Origin of the sequence: Gloeothece verrucosa PCC 7822 (assembly GCF_000147335.1) — a bacterium.
In the GTDB taxonomy this organism is placed as follows: domain Bacteria; phylum Cyanobacteriota; class Cyanobacteriia; order Cyanobacteriales; family Microcystaceae; genus Gloeothece; species Gloeothece verrucosa.
Window position 1 is genome coordinate 192,933 of the sequence record NC_014534.1, and the last position, 21,167, is coordinate 214,099.

Consider the following 21,167-nt stretch of genomic DNA (forward strand, 5'->3'; position numbering starts at 1 on the left):
CAATGGCTAATTTATACATCCATGAGTTCAGTACCGGAATCCAAGTGGACGGCGATGGCAGAGATTGGGTGTCCCGAGGGTTTACTGGAGATTATATGAACAAAACCCTTAATCCTATACCTACAGCCATTCATAGCGCTATTACAAACCGAGAATTTGCCGTTGCGGAGGGCGCATCAAGAGAAGATCCTGCCATAATCGGGCGGGAAATTGAAGGAACGACAGAACGATGGTCAGTAGTGGCGGTAGTAACAAGAGGCAGAGATGATCGAGGTCGCAGTGTTTCTTTATACCGCTACTTTTTAGCTGAAGGGTTAGGGCATTTGACCGATATTCTCTGCTGGCTACGAACTCAGGGAGGGTTGCTGATCTTTGATCCATTTGATATCCAGACCATTAGACAACCTCATCAATATGACACAGTTCAAACCTCAAATGTTCCTATAAAATCTGAACTGCAAAATTTACTCCATAACGAAGCACCGATTATTATTCCTTATAATCAACCCTGTACTCCTTTAATTATTGATGCGATGGCAAAGGAGAAAAGCAGAGGTATTGAGGCGATCGCATGGGCTTACAAAGTAGAAGCTTTAGAAACTCCTACCCGCTTTCAAGTTATTCAAGCCGTTAGCGAAAAAGCAGAACAACTTCTGCAAAAAGCTAAAACAACTACCCCAAAACTTTCAACGGTTGTAGCCGAAGAAGGACAAATTAAGACAGCGATAAAGGGTTTAATGAGTCGAGAAAAACCTAAGTTAGATCAACTAAAAATTTTTGACAGTGCCCTAAAAAATTCTAAAATTGATGATAACTACTGGAAGATTATTTTTGATAGTCAAGGGGCAAAGGATGCTTTATCTCAGGGAATTTATAGCGCCTCAATGGTGCGGCTGATGACTTTACAAGCGATCGCACGTCCTACTCATTTATTTCTGTTTCTGGGGTGGATGCAAAAACGGGAAAACCAAAGCGCTCATTATGAAGTATCTGAAAGGTTTCAGCAAGAAGTTTTAAATACAGTAAGGGGGCAATGCTCAGAAATTGACAATCGAATAACAGAGGGGGTTAGATGGCTAATTGCCAATTTAATTAATTATCCGGATCAGGTAGAACCTGCTGTCTGGTTATTCAAGTTAAATACAGGACTGTGGGGGAATGCTTATCAAACTCAACTTAAACAAAAACTTAAGGATGATTTTAATTTCAAAAAAGCTTATCCTAGAGAATATTTCAGTTCATTAGCTACCAATAATCATCTCAAATTTTTTAATAATAAAGCCTGGGAACCAATTCTTGATGATTTAGATAAAGCTTGGAATTCCAATAATATTATTTTTAATAAAGAGTATTTACCGATCGCTCAGTTGTTTGAAAATTTAGAAGACTATAGCATTTCAATCTTTTTTTACTATCTAGCTCAAGAACTTGTCCCAAAAGAGGTATTTGATAAAGCAGAAATATCATCTTTTCGCGTTTATATTTATGGAATTCATATTTCTAGGGAAGTAACCGACTGGGAAGAAGCTTTAATTTTTATTCAAAAAATAGGAGGTCAAATCGTGCCTGTTTATTTTGTTTTAACTCTGCTAATTCTATTTACTGGTTTAGGCTTTGGAGGTGGCTATTTAATTGGAAATAAGACTGCTCAAAATGCTTCTAACTTTCATAATGATAATATTGGTCAAATTCCCGAAAAAATCCCAAATGCTCAAGCATCAAACAGTTCTCCAAAACCTACTTCATCAGCAAACCCTAGTCAACAAACTTTTCCATCACCAAAAGTTACTCAAAAACCTTCTTCATCAAAAACAACTGCCTCAAATCAATCACCGCAACCTGTTCAAAATGAATTAACAGTTAAAATAAAAACAGCCGTTAATCAATTTGAAAGTAAAGATAAGACAAAAGAGTCTTTAGAAGGTTTAGCAAAGGAATTTATAACTGTCCATAATATAAAAAAAGAAGATGTTGAAAATGCCATTGCACAAGCTCTTGCAAAGAATCTAAATTTTCAAAAAAAGAATACAAACCCAGAAAAAGAAGAATGGGTTAAAGCAATTATTAATTATCAAGCCTACTTTATGCAAGCAAAAGAAGAACACAGAGATGGGATTATTCAAAAAAACGGTAATACTTACAATACTTTAAAATGTGATATAGCTCAAAATTATTTAAAAATAAAACTTTTAAGTAAACCTGATATATGTACAAAAAATACTCGCTTAAATCCACCAAAAACTATTTAATTTTAAAGTATTAAAATTGAAAAGAATATGAGGATATATCTCTATCTACTCGCCGGCATAACTTCAGCATTAATCGGCTGGAATATAGGACAATTTTTTTTAACAGACTTTGGACTTTTAAAAGAGTTTCCCGAAGTAATCCTTTTTCCCTGTATTGCCATATCTCTAGCAATCGGTATGGTTATGAACGAAATTTTCATTAGTAATCCTACGCGGCTAAAACTTAACATTCGTATTGCCAAAATTCCTTTAGTCATTGCGATTTTACTAGGCATTTTATCCGGGTTAGCTTCTGGCGGAATCTCGCAAATTTTATTCTTACCTCAAATTCGAGTTCCTACCCCTATTGTAAGAATGTTAGGATGGTTATTAATTGGCGCATCCGTCGGGTTAGCCGAAGGCTTAACATGGCAATTTTATAGTTTAGAAGCCGGAGATAAAAAACGCTTTCAAGAACGATTTTTAAAGAGTTTAATCTTTGCTAGTGCCGCTAGTTTAATTGCAGCAGGATTATTTGAATTAATCCGTATGGGATTACAAACTATGCCTCCAGAATTTAGAAATATAGAAGATCCTATAGGCTTTAGTCTGTTAGGATTGCTTTTAGGATTAGCTTTTAGTATAACCAGTTCTCCTAGTTATATTGCCGCCTTAAGAGCCGGAAAAGGATTTGAATATACAGGTCCCATTTATGAAGATATTGACCCCCATAAAACCGTTGAAAGTTCTCTTTACCCTTCTATTCAAAAAACTCTCAAATTTGTGAGTAAATCTTTTAGTAATGAAGAAGAAGTAGAAGACACTAGAATTGAAGAAGGATTATCTATTCAATTACCTCCAACAGGAAAAATTAAAATAGGTTCCGCCGAAAAGGCTGATATTTGTATTCCATCACTCCCTTTACATTCGGCTGATATCGAAATCAAAATTCGTGAAGCTATTCTTTATCCTAATGCTAAATTTTATCACACCATTGCCATTAATGGTGATCGCTTAGGAACTCGTGATCCAGTTCCCTTAAAACATAATTATCTTTTAGCCTTTTATCCGAAAGAACAAGATAACCCCTATGATGAAAAAGTTTATCGTTTTGTCTACTATAATCGATTCCTCGATCCCCAAGCTTAGTCTATCTTTATTAATGTTAGGAACTCTGAGTCTGCCGAGTTGGGGACAAGTCAAAACGGTTGAGGTTGTACGTGACCCCATTGTAGAAAAAGAAGAAGTAACCCTTCGCGTCAAAGTCACAGATACGGCAGATAAACCGATGATACAACTACAAGATACAGACTTCAATCTTGAAGTAGTCGATATAGAAAATAACAAAACTTATAATGACGTAACATTTAATTGGAAATCCCCAGAAGAAACCATACCGCCTCCAGCTTGGATTATTGTTTTATTAGATATGAGCGGCAGTATGGCAAAAGAAGACAGTCGAGGAACCACTAAAATTGAAGGAGCAATTAAAGCCATTCGAGAATTTACAGAAATAGCTAAAGACCGAGGAGGCAATACTCAAGTTTCTATTGTACCTTTCGGCGACCCAGGAAAAAATTGTGCTGGATACCCTATTGACAGTAATACCTTAGATAATTTTTCTCGTGTTGATGATGCAAAATTACAAATTTTCTTAGATAATTTAGCTAGTCTTTCCCCTTGTGCTTCTACTAATCTTTATGAACCTCTCAGTAAAGCAGTTAGATTTTTAGGTAAAAAAAATGATTCCCGTTTTTATCCGCTTGATTCATCAGGGAACCCGATAGAACCTCAACCTAGGCTGTCTATTATTCTTCTCTCAGATGGCTATCATAATAAACCTAATGAAGCCCAAGATTTTCAATCCTTAAATCAGCTTTTGAAAAAAAATAATCAAATCATTGTACATACTTTAGGCTATGGATTGACGGCTCAACAACTAGGTCAAAAATACCAGCTTGGAGAACCAGCAAACCGTAGTCATGTCAATCTTAAAAAAGTCCCTGAAGATGAATTTGTCGATGAAAAAAGATTACAAGAGATTGCAAAAGTTACAGGAGGAATTTCGGAATTTTCTGGAGATGCTGATGCTATTGCCGAAAACCTTCAACTGTTTCTTAATGCTTTATTGGGAGAGTATGAAATTTCCTATCTTCAACCTAATCCTGACCGAGGAAGACCTTATCAGGTTAGTGTGTTAGTCCAAAATATTAAATCACAACCGAAAAAATATCGGATCACTATTTTTGGTCGCTCACTGCCTTTAAAAGTCCGTTTAATAATGTTATTAATAATTATTTTTATTTTGGGAGTTGGCGGAGTTATTCCCTTTTATATTTGGGGACAACAGCTAAAACGTCAAGTGACATAATTATAAAATCAAGAAAAATTATTAATTTAACGTTTTTCTTTAAATTAATTAATCAATTGTATATTAGGTCGAATTTAGCTTAAAAAATCATAATTTTCTCATGAAATGGCTAATTATTGGTATAATGTTAATAACTTGTAGTTGCCAATCTCTCCCTAACCAATTATCTGGCTTTCAAAATCAACAAACAACTTTTTCTCCTAGTTCTAGGGAAGAAGAAGACTTATGTTCTGAATCCCCAAAAGTTGTTCTCAAATCAGAAAATGTAAAATCTATCAATCTTTCTGAGCAGCCTATCATTGAATCAGGAATAGCTAAACAAGACCAAGCGATTGGCTATACCTTTAAAGCTGAAAAAGGTCAACGATTTAGTTATCAAACTGACGATAATCTTTGTGTGTGGATTTACACCCCAGAGCAACAACTTCTTAACAGTACCACTTTACCTAAAAAGGGGATTTACACTGTTGAAATTTTAACACCCATTGGTTCTAGAACGTTTGAAATAGAGATGAGTTTAAACACAGTACAAGCTAACAATTCTAACCCGACTATAAACAAAAATAACAGTGCTTCCTTTTCCCCCTCTGTTAGGCAAAAGCAACAGTTCAATCCTACCCAGGCTTCAACTATTCAACAAGCTTCTCTTGAAAATACTATACAAAATTACTACTCAGCAATTAATCAATCGCAATATCAAACAGCATGGAATCAATTATCTGAAGAATTACGGAATAATTCTCAATTACATCCCAAGGGTTATAACTCCTACATAGAATGGTGGACAAAAGTAAATTATGTTAATCTTAACCGTGTAAATTTAGTGAGTATTTATCCTCAAGAAGCAATCGTTAATGTAGATTTAACCTATAGAATGAAAACTGGAAGACAAGTGTTTCAATCTTTACAATTTTTTTTAGTATGGAATCAGCAAAATAGCCAATGGAATATTAATAAAGTTAAATCTAATTAGTTAATTTAGCTAGATTTCAAAAATTTTTATTACCAACTCAGAGCGATATTTAAATCCTGTAACAATTAAGCAGTAACCAGTTCATTAAATTCTTCAATCAATTTAACAGGCTAAAATAATGAACAAAATACCTCTGATTGTAACTTGTGTTTCTCTGTGTGGCTGTGGAACAATTTCTCAAGCTGTACAAAATTTAAAACCTACATCTAATCAATCAACATCAACTTCTCAGGTAACTTGTCCAAACAAACCAATAGGAGTTTTACCGAATACTAAAATGATTACTCTTTCCAATCAACCTATTACTGTATCGGATAACGCAAGTACAACAAATGCAGTAGGGTTTGTTTTTCAAGGAAAAGCCGGAGAAAACCTAAGTTACAATACAAAAAATAATGATATTTGTATTTGGGTTATTCAACCCAATAATCAAATCTTAAATGGCACAACATTACCAACAGATGGAAAATATATCATTCAAGTTAGCACTAAACAAGGCTCAGGAACTTTTAGTTTAGAGATGAGTTTAGGACCATTACAAAGCTCTCAACCCTCTCAACCCTCTCAACCCTCTCAACCCTCTCAACCCTCTCAACCCTCTCAACCTTCTCAACCCTCTCAACCTCAAAATCAACAACCAATTACGATTAATCATCCTTCCACTTCATCTTCAACTAATTCATCTTCTATCACTCAACAAGAAGCTGTTCAACTTGTAGCTAATTGGTACACCGCTAAACCTCAGATATTTGGCCAGTCTTTTAATGAAAGTTTAGTTAGCCAATATGCTACAGGAAATCTTTACTACGAAACTTTACAAAAAGATGGAGGCGGTTCTGTCGGATGGTTAAGAAGTAATGGATGTTACTACACTTATGATTTTTCCAACATTCAACAAGTTCTCTCATTTGATCCATCTAGTTCTCAACCTTCTATAAATATTCAAGTCACTGAGAGACTGCAATTACAGGGACCATCAAGCGCTGGATGTAGTCAACCTCCTAAAACTTATACCGCAAATGCTACTTATTGGTTTGCACAAGACAATGGAGTTTGGAAAATTGAACGTTATAAAGTAAGGTGATAAAAATGGATAAATTACCTCGAAAAAAACCGAAAAAAAAGCCCAAAAAAACACCAAAAATCAATCTAATCAGAATTTCATTTAAATATCCTTTAGTTTGGGCTACTTTAATAACAGCTAGTTTTGCTTTTTATTTAAACTTTATGGTTCAACAAAATACAACTTGTGAAGATATAGTAACTGATCATAATAGTTCTATTTATAAACCCGTTAAATTACATAAAAATCAACAGATTTGTTATAATATTCACGTCAAAAAAGGTCAACAATTTCGTCTTTTAACTAATTATCCTGCTAACTTAGAAACGCCTGATAAACTCAAAGAAATATTTTTAGGCATTAATCCAAAATCTTTCCAGACTCCAGGCATTTATAAATTAACCTCAAATAAAGTTGAACAAGACGTTACTTATCAGACAATATTAAAATTTATTCCTCAATATACTACATCCAATCTTCCTAATTTACCTGAACTACCCCCATCTCAATCTCAAGTTACACCGCCAACAAACTCAGCAAAAAAAACAGAGCAATCTTCTCCTTTAACCCCCCCAGCGAGCAATGAGCAAGCACAATTTGTCTATAATGTCAACCAAGAGCCGAATTTTCATCCTGACCCTAAACTCGAAAAAATTGTGGACAATATTGTCAATTTAGCTCAATCAAGAGGCTTACCCATCAATCAATTATCAATTAGTTTATTAAATCTTAATCCATATCAATGTTGTAGTTATGCTGGATATGAAGAAAACACGCTAAGGTATCCGGCTAGTATTGTTAAATTATTTTGGTTGGTGGCTTTTTATGCACAAAAGAATCAGCAAAATTATTTTCCTCAAGAAATCTCTTTACAAGAACAAAAACTTTTATCTAAAATGATTAGAGACTCAGACAATGAATCAGCAAGTGTTATTCTGGATCAGATTACTCAAACCAAATCAAGCCTTAAGAAACTTTCTGAAAATAAATTTGAATTATGGAAAAATAAACGTTATCAAATAAACAATTTTTTTAGGAATGCTGGTTATGATAATATTAATATTACTCAAAAAACCTTTCCTATTCCCAATTTATTAAATAGTCCCGAAGGACCCGACCTACAAATTCGCCAACTCAATGGGCAACAATCTCCCCCCATTAGAAATAAAATTACAACTCATCATGTTGCTCGTTTGCTCTATGAAATTTATGCAGGACAAGCTATTTCGCAAGACTACAGTCTTGCCACGATGGACTTATTAAAACGTGATTTATTTCCTAGCGCATGGAAAGAAAAACTTTATGATGCAATTGAAGAATTTTTAGGTCAGGGAATTTATACCCTTTTTTCCAATAATCCTAATTCTGTTCAATTTTATTCCAAAATGGGCTGGACATTTGGGACTCGTAATGATGGAGCCATTATTCTCTCAAATAAAGCTAATTATATTTTAGTTATTTTTGGGGATGATCCTAAATATTATGAAGATAAACAATTTTTTCCTCTAGTTTCCCAAGAAGTTTATCAAGAAATTTCCAAACTTCCTTGAAGACAACAAACTTTTTTAATCGGCAAAATTATGATTAACAAAAAGGAGTAATATGAGACAAATGTTTAAACAAATGAGAAGAACTATTAGTAAGCCTCTGCTGTTTGGGTTTTATGGAGCGATCGGTTGCCTCATTGCCGCTTTACTTTTTGGAGAAACTTTACTCTATTTCACCCGCTTACCTCCTACTCTAGAAAAAACTCCTCAAGAAATAGTTTTACTCATAGACTGCTCTGGCAGCATGGATGGCAACAAACTGAGCGAAGTCAAAACCGCCGCTACTAGCTTTGTGCAGCGCCAAGACTTAATCACTAATCGCATTGCGGTCATGGGATTTGGCAGTGGTGTACAGTTAGGAACTCCTCTGACCTCTGATGTCAATGTTCTACAAACAGCGATCGCTAATTTATACGACGGAGGGGGGACAATGATGGATCAGGCACTTACGGCTGCCACAGACCAACTACATAACGCCTCTGCATCCCTTGAAAGTGCTATTCCATCTGGAGAAAACCAGCATATTCTCCTCTTTACCGATGGAGTAGCAGCAGATCCCTACAATACCCTGGTTGCCGGACAAACAGCGCAAAATGCTCAAATTAATATAGTTGCAGTGGCAACCGGCGACGCTGACACCAATTTTTTGAGCCAACTCACAGGCGATCCTAATTTAGTTTTCTATGCCAACACAGGAAATTTTGATGCCGCTTTTCAAGCCGCCGAAAAAGCCATCTACAGTAAACAATTGGTAGAATCAAACGCTTCTGGTAACTACGGCCTTGTTTTAGGAAGCTTACGCATAGGAGGATGGACAGGACTTTTAGCCTTGGGGACTTCTTTAGCTTTAATTATCGGCCAAAATCACTACCTACACCGTCGCTTGCTTTCCTTCAGTGAGTTAAGTTTAGGGATAACAGGAGGTTTCCTAGCTGGATTAATCGCTGGTTCAAGTGGTCAAGTGATCTATACGCCAGTCTCAGAAATCCCTCTTTTGAGTTTAGTTGGTAGAGTTGTAGGATGGACAATCTTAGGCTTATTAGTGGGGAGCGGGATGTCTTTATTTGTTCCCAATCTTAAGCTTAATCGAGCCTTAATCGGTGGCGGAATGGGAGGAATAGCAGGTGCTGGTGGTTTTTTAGTCGCTACCGATTATTTTGGCGAAATCCCCGCTCGTCTCATCGGAGCCGCAATTCTCGGTTTTTTCATTGGTTTGATGATTGCTTTAATTGAACAGATTAGCAGTCAAGCTCGATTAATTGTACATTGGAGTCCGAAAGAACAAACCAGCATAACTCTAGGAGAGCAACCTGTAATTCTCGGTAGTTCTAACAAAGCTCATGTGCATCTTTCTCAAGCACAAGGATTTTATCCAACGACTGCCAAAATTTATCAAGAAGGAGCCAGTATTATCATGCAATATGACAACGAATATGGACAAGCTAAAGGAATGAAAAAACTTAGACATGAATTAAAAAATGGAGATCGTCGCCAATTTGGTCAACTCACTTTGGAAATTCAAATAAAGTAAAATTATATTTATGCTAATTATACAACAACAAATTTGGAATCATCTCAGTCAACAATTCTTAGCTAATAAAAATAAAGCTCTCCTCTTTGCAGCTTCGGGTGCAGCAGGAGGAGGAATAGGCAGCATTTTAGGCGAAGCGATCATGGCTGATGTTCAGCGCAATCTTTTTTCATCATGGGTAACTTTGGTGATCCGAGTAGGTATTTGGTTTGGTTTAGTAGGAGCCAGTATTTCTACTACTCTATTATTGGGCTATTTTTGGTATCTTAATCGACAAATTCGGCTTAAAAAAGCGGTGCTACTAGGAATTTTACCAGGCTTTATAGCCGGGATTATTTCAGGCGCGATCGCCCAAGGAATTTATAGCCTAATTGGTCCAACAGAATTATTACGAGTAATTTGTTGGGGAATTGCTGGCGGATTATTAGGATTAGGTTTAAGTTTTAAAATTCCTAATTTGGGAAAATGGCTAGGTTTTTTTGGTGGATTAATAGGAGGAATTCTTGGAGGATGTTTATTTATTTTATTTACATATTTAATTGGTGAAGTTGTTGGGCGTTTTTGGGGATTAATAGCCATTGGCTTTTTTATCGGCTTAATGATTATTTTAGTGGAAGCCGCTTTTCGAGAAGCTTGGGTAATTATTCACTGGAGTCCAACAGAAAAGAAAACCCTCTCTCTGGGTCAAGAACCGATTATTTTAGGAAGTGACAATCATGCTGAAATTTATTTATCTAAAAACCAAGGCTATTTTCCCATTACCGCTAAATTATATACTCAAAATAAAGAAATTATTCTCCAGTTTAACCCAGAATATGCTAACGTTAAACAAATGTCAAAAACTAGCCAAGTTTTAAAAAATGGAGACAAGCGACAATTTGGAAACCTAATCATTGAAGTCAAAACTTCTCCTTAAAATAATATGGTAGTTTATAAATTTTTTCTGCAAATTGAAGGAGCAACAGAAGAGTATAGTTATGTTCTTGATTTAAATCCCAATCAAGAAGATAATCCCGAAATAATTTTTACTCAAGAAATTAAGGTTGGTTTACAAAAAAAACTACAGAAAGAAAGCCAATGTGCTATTTCCGAGAAATCTGTTGAAAAAATTATACAAACCTGGATAGAAGACATTAAAAAAGGTTACAGAGAAAGTAGTATTATGCTCAATATACCTTTACTGAATGAAGCCAACGTTAACCAAATTAAAGACCAAGGAGAACAAACAATTCCTAATTTTCTTGAACCTGACTTATCAACCATAGAACCCACAATGGGAATGTTACCTCCTCTAGAATCTATTTTTAAATTATGAGCCAAATTTTGTTAATTGCAATTCTAAAATTTAAAAAAGGATAATTTACTATGCTCAACGTCTCTATCACCCCGCATCGAGAATTTTTCCCCGCCGATACTGCCGATCAAAGACTTTTTATTATGCTGAAACTACGACCCACTAAAGAAGTTTCTAACAGTCGTCCTTCCACCAGTTTTGCTTTTGTAATTGATACCAGTGGCTCAATGGATGAAGTCGTTACTGGAGGAAAATCTAAAAAAAGTATTGTCATTGAATCTTTATATCAATTAGTCAGATCGGGACGTTTAACCCAAGACGATCACATAGCGATCATTGAATTTCATGACCAAGCTTCTACCCTCATCGGATTGACACCAGCTACCCAAGTTTTTCAATTAGAAAATGCTATAGCTAGACTCAACGACTTTAGCGGTGGAACCTGTATGGGAAAAGGAATGAATGAAGCCTTAGTTTTACTGACTAACCAAAGCATGACCAGCCGTCGAGTTTTAATCTTTACCGATGGGGAAACCTTTGATGAAGAAGACTGTGAAATTATCGCCCAACAGTTTAGTAATCAAGGAATTTCTATCACAGCAATGGGAGTAGGAGATGAATTCAATGAAGACTTACTCATTCATAAAATTAGTGATCCAACTGGCGGTCGTCTTTATCCTCTGGTGATCGGAAATGCAACAGGACTTCAAGTTTCAATTACTGAGCTACCAAAAATTCTTTTTGAAGAACATCAACAAGCCAAAGATGAAGTCATTAATAATTTAACTTTGAGCGTCAAAACGGTTAAAGGGGTAGAACTGATTCGTGTTACTCGTGTTTATCCTGATCAAGCTGAATTTCCCTTAATTCAACAACCTTATTTTATTGGTGCAGCAAAAGCCAATGATGAAACGATTTTTATTTTAGAATTTAGTGTAGATAGTCGTGCTACCTCTAGAGTTCGCATCGCCCAATTAGGGCTAACTTATGATATTCCAGGACTCAACAAACGGGGAGAATTTCCCCCTCAAAATGTAGTTGCTCAATTTGTTGGCGGACAAGGAGGAGCCGCTCAAGTTAACCAAGAAGTTATGGGATATGTCCAACAACGTAATATTTCCCAATTAGTTAACGATGCCACCAGAGTCGCTGAAAACAACCCTGAACAAGCAGAAAAACTTCTAGAAACTGCACGGCGAATGACGGTAAAAATTGGCAATAAAGCAATGGAAGAATCCCTTAATGAAGGAATTGACGAACTGCGTAAAACTAAAAAAATTTCGGCAGGAACTCGTAAAACCGTCAAAATGGGTTCAAAAGGTAAAACTGTCAAAATGGGGGCTGATATTAATGATGAATTATCAGATGAACAAATTCGCCAAATTTCGGGAACTTAATCCTTATATATTGATGATTTATTAAATTTAAGGAGCAAAATCAATGACTATTGTTTGTAATGTTTGTGGCTACGATCAAAATACCGATGATGCAGAATTTTGTGATGCTTGCGGCGCAGAATTAACCGCAGTAGTAACCACACCCTCATTCACTCCTTCTTCTCCTCCAGTAGAAGAAGATTTTGAGATTCCCACTCCTAGTTTTAACTCCTTTACTCCTAGCCCTTCCCCTATGGTTGCCTCAACGGCGCGACTGGTCGCCAAACAACCTAATGCCCCTATCCCCGAATTTCTCATCGAAAGTTCAGCCATTATCGGTATTTTTGATCCTGATACTGGACCGGTAGATATTGATTTAGAAAACTTTCTCGGCAATGAAACTGTTTCTCGCAATCATGCTGAAATTTACACCGAAGGAGACGTTTGGAAAATTAAAGATTTGGGGTCAACCAATGGTGTATTTATCAAACCGATCAACCAAACTCGCTACGGGGCAAGAATTACAGCCCCAGAAAGCTTAAAATCTGGAGATGAAATTGCGATCGCTAAAATTCGCTTTCTTTTCCAAAGTCCTTAATAATTACTAAAGCCAACAGGGTGGGAGAATGCCCACCTAACCCCCTTTTTACTCACTTTCAACCTAAAAATCATTATGACACCATCAGAAATAACTCCAGAATTAATTCTTGAAGAAAATCAACAGTTACAACTAGGAAACTATGAAATTAAGATTGTATCCAATCTCGGTTTATTCATTGATATTCATTACTTTAAAGTTGAAATTAAGCCTCTTAATGACGAAAATTTACAATTAGGATTACTGCGTATTGGTTCCTTACAAAGTGGCTTAAAGCGAGAATTAGCTCTTAGAGATAAGCTAAATGATTATGGAATGATAGTAAAAATTTTAGCCAAAGAACAGAAAAATAATATTTTGATTAATTCGGATAGATTCTGCTTAGACCTAAATTCAAATTCAGTAATTAATTCTAATGATGAATTTAAGGATTCTTCAGAAGCGGTTGAGGAAGAATCTGACTATTTAGAAGAAGAGTTTTATCCTGAAACACATTTTGATAACAATATTACTGAAGAAAAAATTTTAATTTTAAGTGATTATCCTCATGAATACTTAACTTTAGCTAATTGGCTTAAGGAAGAACATACGCCTGAAGAAATACTGTCTTTAATCATTCAAATTTGTCAATGTTTATCTTATATTTGTCAAAAAAAATGGTGTATTATTAATTTTAATCCTCATTTAATAGAAGTTAATCAAGGGGGAAAACCCTTACAATTTTTTGACTTAACTAATGCTTATCCATTTGATTATAAACCAGAGTTGGGGTTATCAGGAGATTATTATGCTCCTGAATTGGCTTTAGCCCATCCCATTAATGAGTTAATGAGCAGTTATACTATTAATTTATTGCTTTATCAAGCTTTTCATCAAAAACTTATTCATGATCAAGCCTTAATTAATTATGAAATAAAGCCGATTCCTCGAATTTACCAAATTCTGAAAATCGGATTATCTCATATACCAGAAGAGAGATTTTATTTGGCTCAACTGAGAGATTTATTAGTCGAAACTCGTAAAGGGTTTAGGCAAATAAAAATTCATTGGAATGTCGCCAGTAATTCAACAATTGGACTGTCAACTCAAAGGCTTCAAAACGAAGACAACTATGGAATTAGACAGCAAAAAATTAGTAATTATGATACATTAATTTTAGGAGTTGTTGCAGATGGTATGGGAGGAATGGCGCAAGGAGAAGTAGCTAGTCAAATAGCAGTTAACACATTTTTAAAAGAACCTATACCCGAATATTTTTCAACAATAGAGCAGCGAAACACTTGGTTACTTGATTTATGTCAGAAAGCCAATCAATTAATTAGTGAACAAGTTAACGATGGGGGAACAACTTTAAGTGTTGTTTTAGCAATTAATGATGATTTAATGATTGCTCATATCGGAGATAGCCGTATCTACCACTTAAGAAAAGGAGAAATTCAACAAATCAGTGAAGATCATTCTCTGGTTGCAATGTTAGTGGCTAATGGAGAAATTACTGAAGAAGAAAGTTTAGAACATCCTGATAGAAATGTTTTATTAAAATCTCTAGGTTCAAAACGCCATTTAAGCAATGGTTATGTTCAAACCTTAAACCGTACCCTAAACAATTTATCAATAAAACTTGAAAATGAAGACATTTTACTTCTCTGTTCTGACGGAGTTTGGGATTTAGTTCCAAAAGGAGAATTACTAGAACTATTTAACTCTTGTAATCCTTTACAAATGGCCGTAGATAAGACGATTGAGAAAGTCATAGAAAAAGGAGCTTCAGATAATGCTACTCTTCTAGCTTTGCAATGTCAAATTACATCAGCTTATTGAAATAATGGAGCTAATCAAATGACTTTTAATTATTGTTTACCACCAGGAACTATACTAGGTCAAGGTAAATATCAGATAGAATCTGTTCTCGGTCAAGGAGGTTTTGGCATCACTTATCAAGGAATAAATTTAGTTAACTTGAGAAAAGTAGCTATCAAAGAAAACTGGCCAGAAAATGCTACTCGACAAGGAACAACCATCATTTGGTCAAATAATATTTCTCCTAAAAATAGAATAATACAATTAAAAAAAGTAGCAACAGAAGCAGAATATATTCATCGCTGTGTTCATCCTAACATTGTGGGAGTCTATGATTGGTTTGAAGAAAATAACACAGCTTATGTTGTTATGTCTCTTATTCCAGGAAAAACATTATTTAATATTTTTACAGAAAAAGGAATTTTTGAGCAATCTTTAGTCAAACGTTATTTTATTCAAATAACTGAGGCTCTTAAAGTTATTCATCAAGCTAATCTTTTACATCGGGATATTAAACCAGAAAATATTATTATTACTCCTCAAGATATTCCTATTTTAATTGACTTTGGTGCGACGAAAGAATTTATTGCCGGACAAACTCGACAAATGAGTGCTACTTTAACGCCGGGTTATGCGCCTCTTGAACAGTATAGCTACCGTACTAAACGTTATCCGGCGACTGATATATATGCTCTATGTGCATCTATGTATGAATTATTAACTGGACAATTACCCACTACTGCCGCAGAAAGAGCATTATCTGATACTTTAATTTTCCCTAGACTATTAAATTCAAAAATTGACCCAGATTTAGAAAAAATTATTATTAAAGGAATGAAACTACGGGTAGAAGAACGGTTTCAAAATGCTGAAGAATTACTCAAAGAACTCAAAAAAATTACTCAAACTGCTCAACTAATGCCTAAAGAATTAATACAAAAAAGTGAGGCATTTTTTTTAGAGCCAAAATATTATATTATTGGACGTTTTACAGACGGAGAGTTACCCGTTGATATTAATTTAGAAGGATATCTTGGTTGTGAAACAGTCTCTCGTAAACATGGTGTTATTTATCCAGAAGAAGAAAAATGGAAAATTAAAGATTTAGGGTCAGCTAATGGAATTTTTATTAAAAGAGTAGGTCAAGCTCGTTTTAGTAGTAGAATTACCCAACCTGAAAACTTAAATTCAGGCGATGAAATAGCAATAGGAAAAGTTAAGTTTTGTTTTTATTGTTGTTAAAGTTACATAGTTGAATTTAAAGAGGTTAATGATGATACAAAAAAACAAAAATAAAAAAAATTCTGGAATTTTAACTACTTTAGGGATTAAAGTTCGTAATTTAGTTTTGTTATTACTTTTTTTTACTATATTACTTTTTATCATTGATATTCAATTTATGAAAAATGAATGTAAAAGAAAAGAAGCAGGATATCCAGAAACCAGTCAAATTTATAAGCTTAAAAGCCCTGTAATTTGGCATTGTATTGTATCTAATATTTTGTCAAATCTATACAATTCTTTTTTAACATCTTGTATCACTATAATTTGTATAGAGTTGGCTTTACGAGATGACACAATACAAAAAATTCAAGAAATCTTTAATGCAACACAAGCAACTCGATATATTAAAGCTTTTTACCCTAACAAAGGAGCCTACAGTAATCTAGTTATTGATCATATTAGAAATCTTCAGCCTCACAATAAAATAAAATTACTTGGCTTATCAGAAGAGATACGTATTCTTCAAGAAGTTGGCAATAGAATAATCATTGATAAACTTGAAAATAATTGTCATTTCCAAATTTTGCTTTTACATTCTGAATCGAGTTTATTAAAATGTTTAGGTGTAGATTTAGAAGAGGCAATATTAAATAACAAAAAAACATCACTAGAGGCAGGTGTAAATTATTTTTTAAATGATTTAAAAACTAGATTAAATAATCAAACCGAAATAAAAGGAACAATAGAAGTTCGCCTTAATATAGATTATTTTTCTCCTATTTGTTATTTTTCAGGGAATGATATAAAATTAATCTGGATGTATTTTATGAATTTTCAAGGTTCAGAATATCCTGCTTTTGATATTTTAGATCAAGAGTTTATCCAAGAAACTGATTACCATTTTGATTATTTATGGAAAAAAAATGAAAATCGAGTCTGCTTTAAGTTTGAAAATGGAAAAATAGAAAAAATTTAAAATAAGAGGTTTTCAACAACCATAATTCAGTTCATGTTAGCAAACTTAAAATATATATAACTACAATTATTGGAGTTAACATAATGCCTATATCATGTACTGTTTGTTTAACAGATAATTTTGATAATACTACATTTTGTCAATTTTGTGGCTCTCCTTTAAGCTTAGAGGAAAATAATTCTAATTCTACCATATCTGGACTATATTTACCTCCTAAAACCCTGCTTAAACAAGGTAATTATCAAATTGAAAAAACCCTCGGTCAAGGTGGGTTTGGCATCACCTACAAAGCCATTCAAATGGCTACTTTAAAAGAATTAGCAATAAAAGAACTCTTCCCTGATGGTTCATATCGCCAAGGAACATCAATTATTTGGTCTAGTAATATTACCCCTAAAGAACAACAAAAAGAAATTGATAATTTTAAAAAAGAAGCTGCCTATTTATCAAAATGTATTCATCCTAATATTGCTAGAGTTTATGATTGGTTTGTAGAAAATAATACTGCTTATATGGTAATGGATTTTATTAAGGGAGAATCTTTATTAGATATTCTGAAGCAAAAAGGGGTTTTACCAGTAGATCAAATAAAACGTTATTTTTTACAATTAGCTGATGCTTTAAAATTAATTCATGCCTATAGTATTTTACACCGAGATATTAAACCAGAAAATTTGTTAATTGATTCTCACGATAATGTAATTCTAATTGATTTCGGTGCGGCTAGAGATTTTTTAGCCGAAAAAAGCGTAGAACATACCAAAATTATTACTGAAGGCTATGCTCCTTTAGAACAATATAGTAGTCGAGCAAAACGAGGGCCGAGTACCGATATTTATGCTTTATGTGCTTCAATGTATGAACTACTTACAGGCAAACTTCCACCATCTGCAACTGATAGAATTCAACAAGAAACTTTAATTACTCCTAGTCAATATAATCCTCAAATAGATAGTTTAACAGAGCAAGTTATCTTAACTGGAATGAGACTTTATGCCAAAGATAGATTTCAATCTGCTGAAGAATTAATTGATGCTTTAAAAGGAAAACTTATTTCTCCTATTCAGAAACGGGCTAAAGAATTAGTTAAACAAGGAAATTTAACAGAAGCAATTAAAATCTATGAAAAATGCTTAAGCAGTGAACCAAATAATGGAGATGCTGCTGTTGAATTAGCTATTGTTCAAATACATTATAATGATTCTCAAGCAGAAATAGCGGCTCAAAAAGCCATCCAATTAAAATCCAATGATGGAAGAGGATATGGTGTTTTAGGATTAATCTATTGTCGTAACTCTCGTTGGACAGAAGCTGTTAAAATTTTACAGCAAGCTTCTAATTTATCTCCTCATGAAATCTGGATACAAGCTAATTTAGCTTGGGCATTAGGTAAAATTGGTAACTGGCAACAAGCAGAAATCGCGATAAATCAAGCAATTCAAATTGACCATACCTCCCCTTTTGCTTTGGGAATAAAAGCTTGGATTCATTTTCATCAGCAGCAACCTAAAAAAACTATGCAGAGTGCTACCCAGGCCGTTTTTCAAGCTAATCAGAAAACTTCCCAAAATAATAAGGACATTAAACGTTGGGTTTATCCTTATCTTCTTATCTCGTTAGATAAAGTTAGTCAACAACAAACAACTGTAGAAAGACGAATAGAAGAATTTATCACCCAAGTTCCTGATAGTAGTTTTGCTTGGGGATATAAAGGATGGAAACAAGCAGTGGGAAGATTATGGAATAATGCTCTCTCTTGCTTTCAACAGATAAACTATCAATTTAATACTCACAGTTGGGTATTATTTAACTATGGAGTCACTCAAGAACTTTTAAATGATCTTGAAGGAGCAATAAAAGCTTACTTAATCTACTCTCAAAACTTTCCTCCTAATCCATTTGTTGCTTTTCGTCTAGGAACTTTATTGGGAAAAATTGGACGGTGGCAAGAGGCAAAAACTTATTTAGAACAAGCTGTTCAATTAAAATCAGACTATGCTGAAGCTTATCATAATTTGGGCTGGGTTTTATTAAATATTAAAACTCCAGATGGACAAATTCAATATTTTCGTCAATTATTGGCAGCTTATCGCCAAGCAAATATTTTATATACAGGGCAGAATAAATTGCATCAAGCACAACACATTAAACAAATATTTAAGATAGCTGATGTTGAACTTTAAAATAGCTATCCTTTAGTCACATATATCTTAAGTGGGATTCGTTTCGACGCTAATCCATAAGCTAGACAGGACAGTATCCTAGAACCCCTGAACTGTTAGTTTGATGAAGGTGAAAGCCCTTCCCTCCAAGGTTCGGAGTGACTCAAGACCTGGCCTGTTGAAAATTGGATTCAATAAAGAAAGAAACTCCACGCCAATTTTGTGTAAAAGGCGGAAGAGGATAAAAAGTAGTAATTAACTTGAAAAAAGAATTTTACGTTTGGAGAGCATAGATTGTCCAAAGGTGCTATTAACTCCCAATCGATAAATCTGAACAATGAACAGTAGTTAAAGCATCTTTGACGAACTGATTATTAAAATCAATAGTGCTTAAAGGAATAGTTAAAAGCCGAGAACTAGGCTGGTAACAATCCTTTTAACTCAAGAAAAAATTTGTAGGCAAATTTTATGTTATCACAAGCCGCTAACTTTTTGAAGATTCAGGCAGAAGGATTTTGCGTTTTTTTCAGTTTTCGCTCCAGTTGCTCAAACCTCCCGATCAACTCAGTTAATTGCTGCTGTAACTGAACCAATAACATCCTGTCAAAACAGGTTAGTGGAGTATTAACCCCAGAACTTCCTCTGTTACGTCGCTTCAGTTGAGGCTGCTCTTGCTCCATCAACCGCTTCAGTTGGCGTTGTAGAGCCTGTATGCGGTTGCGTCGCTTAATGGCGGCCACCATCTTCAGAGTGGCTTTGCTATCCTCGGCTCCAAGGTATTTGAGCATCTTCTTCTTCAATTTCCCTTCTTTATCCCGCTTATTCGTCATGAGGCGGTAGTATCTGTAGGATTTACCGCTTTTTTTCGTTACGACGTAGCTGCTTATCCAGGTGTTGGGAGGAGCAACAACGCCTGAGCGTTCAATTCTGTCTATTTGTTGTTCTAGTATCTGGGCGTTCATGGCTAGTTGCTTATAGTCGATGAGAAAGTCACCTTTCTTCACCTCTAGTTCAGAACCGAGCGTGAGAGTTTCCACCTCACTCGGCTCCTAGTCCGTGCCCTTTACGCCTTGCGGCATCAGTAGCTTTTTAGGGTTGCCCTTTATCAAAGCCTTGGTCTGTGTAACGCTTTTGTTTCCCTATATCCCACTCTTGCGTAGTGTCTTAGGTTTCTACTTGAGTATTAGGCATTATAGGACTACTCAGTCGTGACCTACACGGTACTTATCCTACGTGGGCATATCCTCGGACTTTCTCCTACACCTGTCAATTCAGGTTGAGGCATTGGCTTTTTAGGATATCGTTCTCCTTAATTTCATACGGCTGGTTAACCTTATCTTGTAAAATTTATGTACCATGTACCACCTACATCGCACTATTTAATTGTCTTTGAAATTATACAAGATAGAAAATTAAGGTTTTCCCTGTTTCTTGCTATCTTTTCCCGTTACTTTTAGGCTCTAACACTACGCCGGGGGGTATCAACTCCACGACATATTCTCCACCAACGAAGAATACAGACCACCCTCCCTTATTTTACCTGCTAGGTGTATCCGATATCAGTGGCTCAGTTGCTCAGTTATAAAATCTGTTGTGACCACCACCGCTCTAAGGAACCTATTGTTTTGTATAGGACTTTCCAGTTACTTTCCTTCGCAGTCACGTATCGACGAGGTTTAGTTAGTTAACTGTACGTTAGCCATGAGTAACTCCGCTCTTAAGGGATTCGTTAGTAACTTCACGTTACCCCCATTTAACCCATGCACCGCAAGTCCAGGTTAACCAGTATCCTGAAAATGTGGGCTACGCATTCACTCCTGTGGTTTGGAGGAGAGGAATTCAACCTCTAAGATAAACAAAATTGGTTAATAATAACCACACCATCCGTCATTAGATTTCGGTGTAACAGGTCGCACTTGGTGGTCGTATAGCTCCATAATACAACCACCAACGAGTGGAGTCAAGGGCGAACAAGGGCGGGAGTGCTGCGCGTTCGCAGAGAGCGCGTAAAAACGATTTGATAC

Annotated in this window: 16 protein-coding genes; 15 read left to right on the plus strand and 1 reads right to left on the minus strand. The window is 35.1% G+C overall.

The genetic code is table 11. The features are described 5' to 3' along the window. The first annotated feature begins 2 nt into the window (after positions 1–2). The 15 genes from CYAN7822_RS31145 (at position 3) to CYAN7822_RS31215 (ending at position 19,164) form a co-directional block, all read left to right on the plus strand. On the plus strand, positions 3–2,249 hold the full coding sequence (locus CYAN7822_RS31145; RefSeq protein WP_013334908.1) for a hypothetical protein: 2,247 nt from the start codon (positions 3–5) through the stop codon (positions 2,247–2,249). A 27-nt stretch (positions 2,250–2,276) separates the two neighbouring features. Further along, positions 2,277–3,377 (plus strand): hypothetical protein, encoded by a 1,101-nt coding sequence (locus tag CYAN7822_RS31150; RefSeq protein WP_013334909.1) that lies wholly within the window; start codon positions 2,277–2,279, stop codon positions 3,375–3,377. Further along, positions 3,319–4,599, plus strand: a complete 1,281-nt coding sequence (locus CYAN7822_RS31155) for a vWA domain-containing protein (protein ID WP_013334910.1) — start codon at positions 3,319–3,321, stop codon at positions 4,597–4,599. Before CYAN7822_RS31150 ends, CYAN7822_RS31155 begins: the two co-directional genes overlap by 59 nt. A 100-nt stretch (positions 4,600–4,699) precedes the next feature. After that, positions 4,700–5,572: a hypothetical protein gene (locus CYAN7822_RS35065; RefSeq protein WP_013334911.1), complete on the plus strand. Its 873-nt coding sequence runs from the start codon at positions 4,700–4,702 to the stop codon at positions 5,570–5,572. A 118-nt stretch (positions 5,573–5,690) separates the two neighbouring features. After that, positions 5,691–6,656: an ARC6/PARC6 family protein gene (locus CYAN7822_RS31165; RefSeq protein ID WP_013334912.1), complete on the plus strand. Its 966-nt coding sequence runs from the start codon at positions 5,691–5,693 to the stop codon at positions 6,654–6,656. 5 nt (positions 6,657–6,661) lie between these two features. Continuing rightward, positions 6,662–8,185, plus strand: coding sequence for a serine hydrolase (locus tag CYAN7822_RS35070; protein ID WP_013334913.1), 1,524 nt, complete (start codon positions 6,662–6,664; stop codon positions 8,183–8,185). Positions 8,186–8,258: 73 nt separating this feature from the next. Beyond that, positions 8,259–9,713: a vWA domain-containing protein gene (locus tag CYAN7822_RS31175; protein ID WP_245602838.1), complete on the plus strand. Its 1,455-nt coding sequence runs from the start codon at positions 8,259–8,261 to the stop codon at positions 9,711–9,713. Between the two features lie 10 nt (positions 9,714–9,723). Continuing rightward, positions 9,724–10,629, plus strand: a complete 906-nt coding sequence (locus CYAN7822_RS31180; RefSeq protein ID WP_013334915.1) for a hypothetical protein — start codon at positions 9,724–9,726, stop codon at positions 10,627–10,629. 6 nt (positions 10,630–10,635) lie between these two features. Continuing rightward, positions 10,636–11,028: a hypothetical protein gene (locus CYAN7822_RS31185; protein ID WP_013334916.1), complete on the plus strand. Its 393-nt coding sequence runs from the start codon at positions 10,636–10,638 to the stop codon at positions 11,026–11,028. A 50-nt stretch (positions 11,029–11,078) separates the two neighbouring features. Beyond that, positions 11,079–12,404 (plus strand): vWA domain-containing protein, encoded by a 1,326-nt coding sequence (locus tag CYAN7822_RS31190; protein WP_013334917.1) that lies wholly within the window; start codon positions 11,079–11,081, stop codon positions 12,402–12,404. 43 nt (positions 12,405–12,447) lie between these two features. After that, entirely contained in the window at positions 12,448–12,981 is a 534-nt protein-coding gene (locus CYAN7822_RS31195; RefSeq protein WP_013334918.1) for an FHA domain-containing protein, read from the plus strand. 75 nt (positions 12,982–13,056) lie between these two features. Then, complete coding sequence (locus CYAN7822_RS31200; protein WP_013334919.1) at positions 13,057–14,802, plus strand: PP2C family protein-serine/threonine phosphatase; 1,746 nt, start codon at positions 13,057–13,059, stop codon at positions 14,800–14,802. An 18-nt stretch (positions 14,803–14,820) separates the two neighbouring features. Next, positions 14,821–16,023, plus strand: a complete 1,203-nt coding sequence (locus CYAN7822_RS31205; protein WP_013334920.1) for an FHA domain-containing serine/threonine-protein kinase — start codon at positions 14,821–14,823, stop codon at positions 16,021–16,023. A gap of 28 nt (positions 16,024–16,051) precedes the next feature. Then, on the plus strand, positions 16,052–16,981 hold the full coding sequence (locus tag CYAN7822_RS31210) for a hypothetical protein (RefSeq protein ID WP_157872031.1): 930 nt from the start codon (positions 16,052–16,054) through the stop codon (positions 16,979–16,981). An 83-nt stretch (positions 16,982–17,064) separates the two neighbouring features. Next, on the plus strand, positions 17,065–19,164 hold the full coding sequence (locus CYAN7822_RS31215) for a serine/threonine-protein kinase (protein WP_013334922.1): 2,100 nt from the start codon (positions 17,065–17,067) through the stop codon (positions 19,162–19,164). Positions 19,165–19,643: 479 nt separating this feature from the next. On the opposite strand, the gene CYAN7822_RS31220 is transcribed toward CYAN7822_RS31215, so the two are convergent. Beyond that, positions 19,644–20,105 (minus strand): hypothetical protein, encoded by a 462-nt coding sequence (locus CYAN7822_RS31220; protein WP_041934322.1) that lies wholly within the window; start codon positions 20,103–20,105, stop codon positions 19,644–19,646. Positions 20,106–21,167 lie beyond the last annotated feature (1,062 nt).

Coding starts and splice junctions, on each gene's coding strand:
- CYAN7822_RS35070 (WP_013334913.1), top strand. CDS start 6,662: ATGGATAAATTACCTCGAAAAAAACCGAAAAAAAAGCCCAAAAAAACA.
- CYAN7822_RS31205 (WP_013334920.1), top strand. CDS start 14,821: ATGACTTTTAATTATTGTTTACCACCAGGAACTATACTAGGTCAAGGT.
- CYAN7822_RS31195 (WP_013334918.1), top strand. CDS start 12,448: ATGACTATTGTTTGTAATGTTTGTGGCTACGATCAAAATACCGATGAT.
- CYAN7822_RS31165 (WP_013334912.1), top strand. CDS start 5,691: ATGAACAAAATACCTCTGATTGTAACTTGTGTTTCTCTGTGTGGCTGT.
- CYAN7822_RS31175 (WP_245602838.1), top strand. CDS start 8,259: ATGAGAAGAACTATTAGTAAGCCTCTGCTGTTTGGGTTTTATGGAGCG.
- CYAN7822_RS31155 (WP_013334910.1), top strand. CDS start 3,319: ATGATGAAAAAGTTTATCGTTTTGTCTACTATAATCGATTCCTCGATC.
- CYAN7822_RS31190 (WP_013334917.1), top strand. CDS start 11,079: ATGCTCAACGTCTCTATCACCCCGCATCGAGAATTTTTCCCCGCCGAT.
- CYAN7822_RS31150 (WP_013334909.1), top strand. CDS start 2,277: ATGAGGATATATCTCTATCTACTCGCCGGCATAACTTCAGCATTAATC.
- CYAN7822_RS31215 (WP_013334922.1), top strand. CDS start 17,065: ATGCCTATATCATGTACTGTTTGTTTAACAGATAATTTTGATAATACT.
- CYAN7822_RS31180 (WP_013334915.1), top strand. CDS start 9,724: ATGCTAATTATACAACAACAAATTTGGAATCATCTCAGTCAACAATTC.
- CYAN7822_RS31145 (WP_013334908.1), top strand. CDS start 3: ATGGCTAATTTATACATCCATGAGTTCAGTACCGGAATCCAAGTGGAC.
- CYAN7822_RS31210 (WP_157872031.1), top strand. CDS start 16,052: ATGATGATACAAAAAAACAAAAATAAAAAAAATTCTGGAATTTTAACT.
- CYAN7822_RS31220 (WP_041934322.1), bottom strand. CDS start 20,105: ATGAACGCCCAGATACTAGAACAACAAATAGACAGAATTGAACGCTCA.
- CYAN7822_RS35065 (WP_013334911.1), top strand. CDS start 4,700: ATGAAATGGCTAATTATTGGTATAATGTTAATAACTTGTAGTTGCCAA.
- CYAN7822_RS31200 (WP_013334919.1), top strand. CDS start 13,057: ATGACACCATCAGAAATAACTCCAGAATTAATTCTTGAAGAAAATCAA.
- CYAN7822_RS31185 (WP_013334916.1), top strand. CDS start 10,636: ATGGTAGTTTATAAATTTTTTCTGCAAATTGAAGGAGCAACAGAAGAG.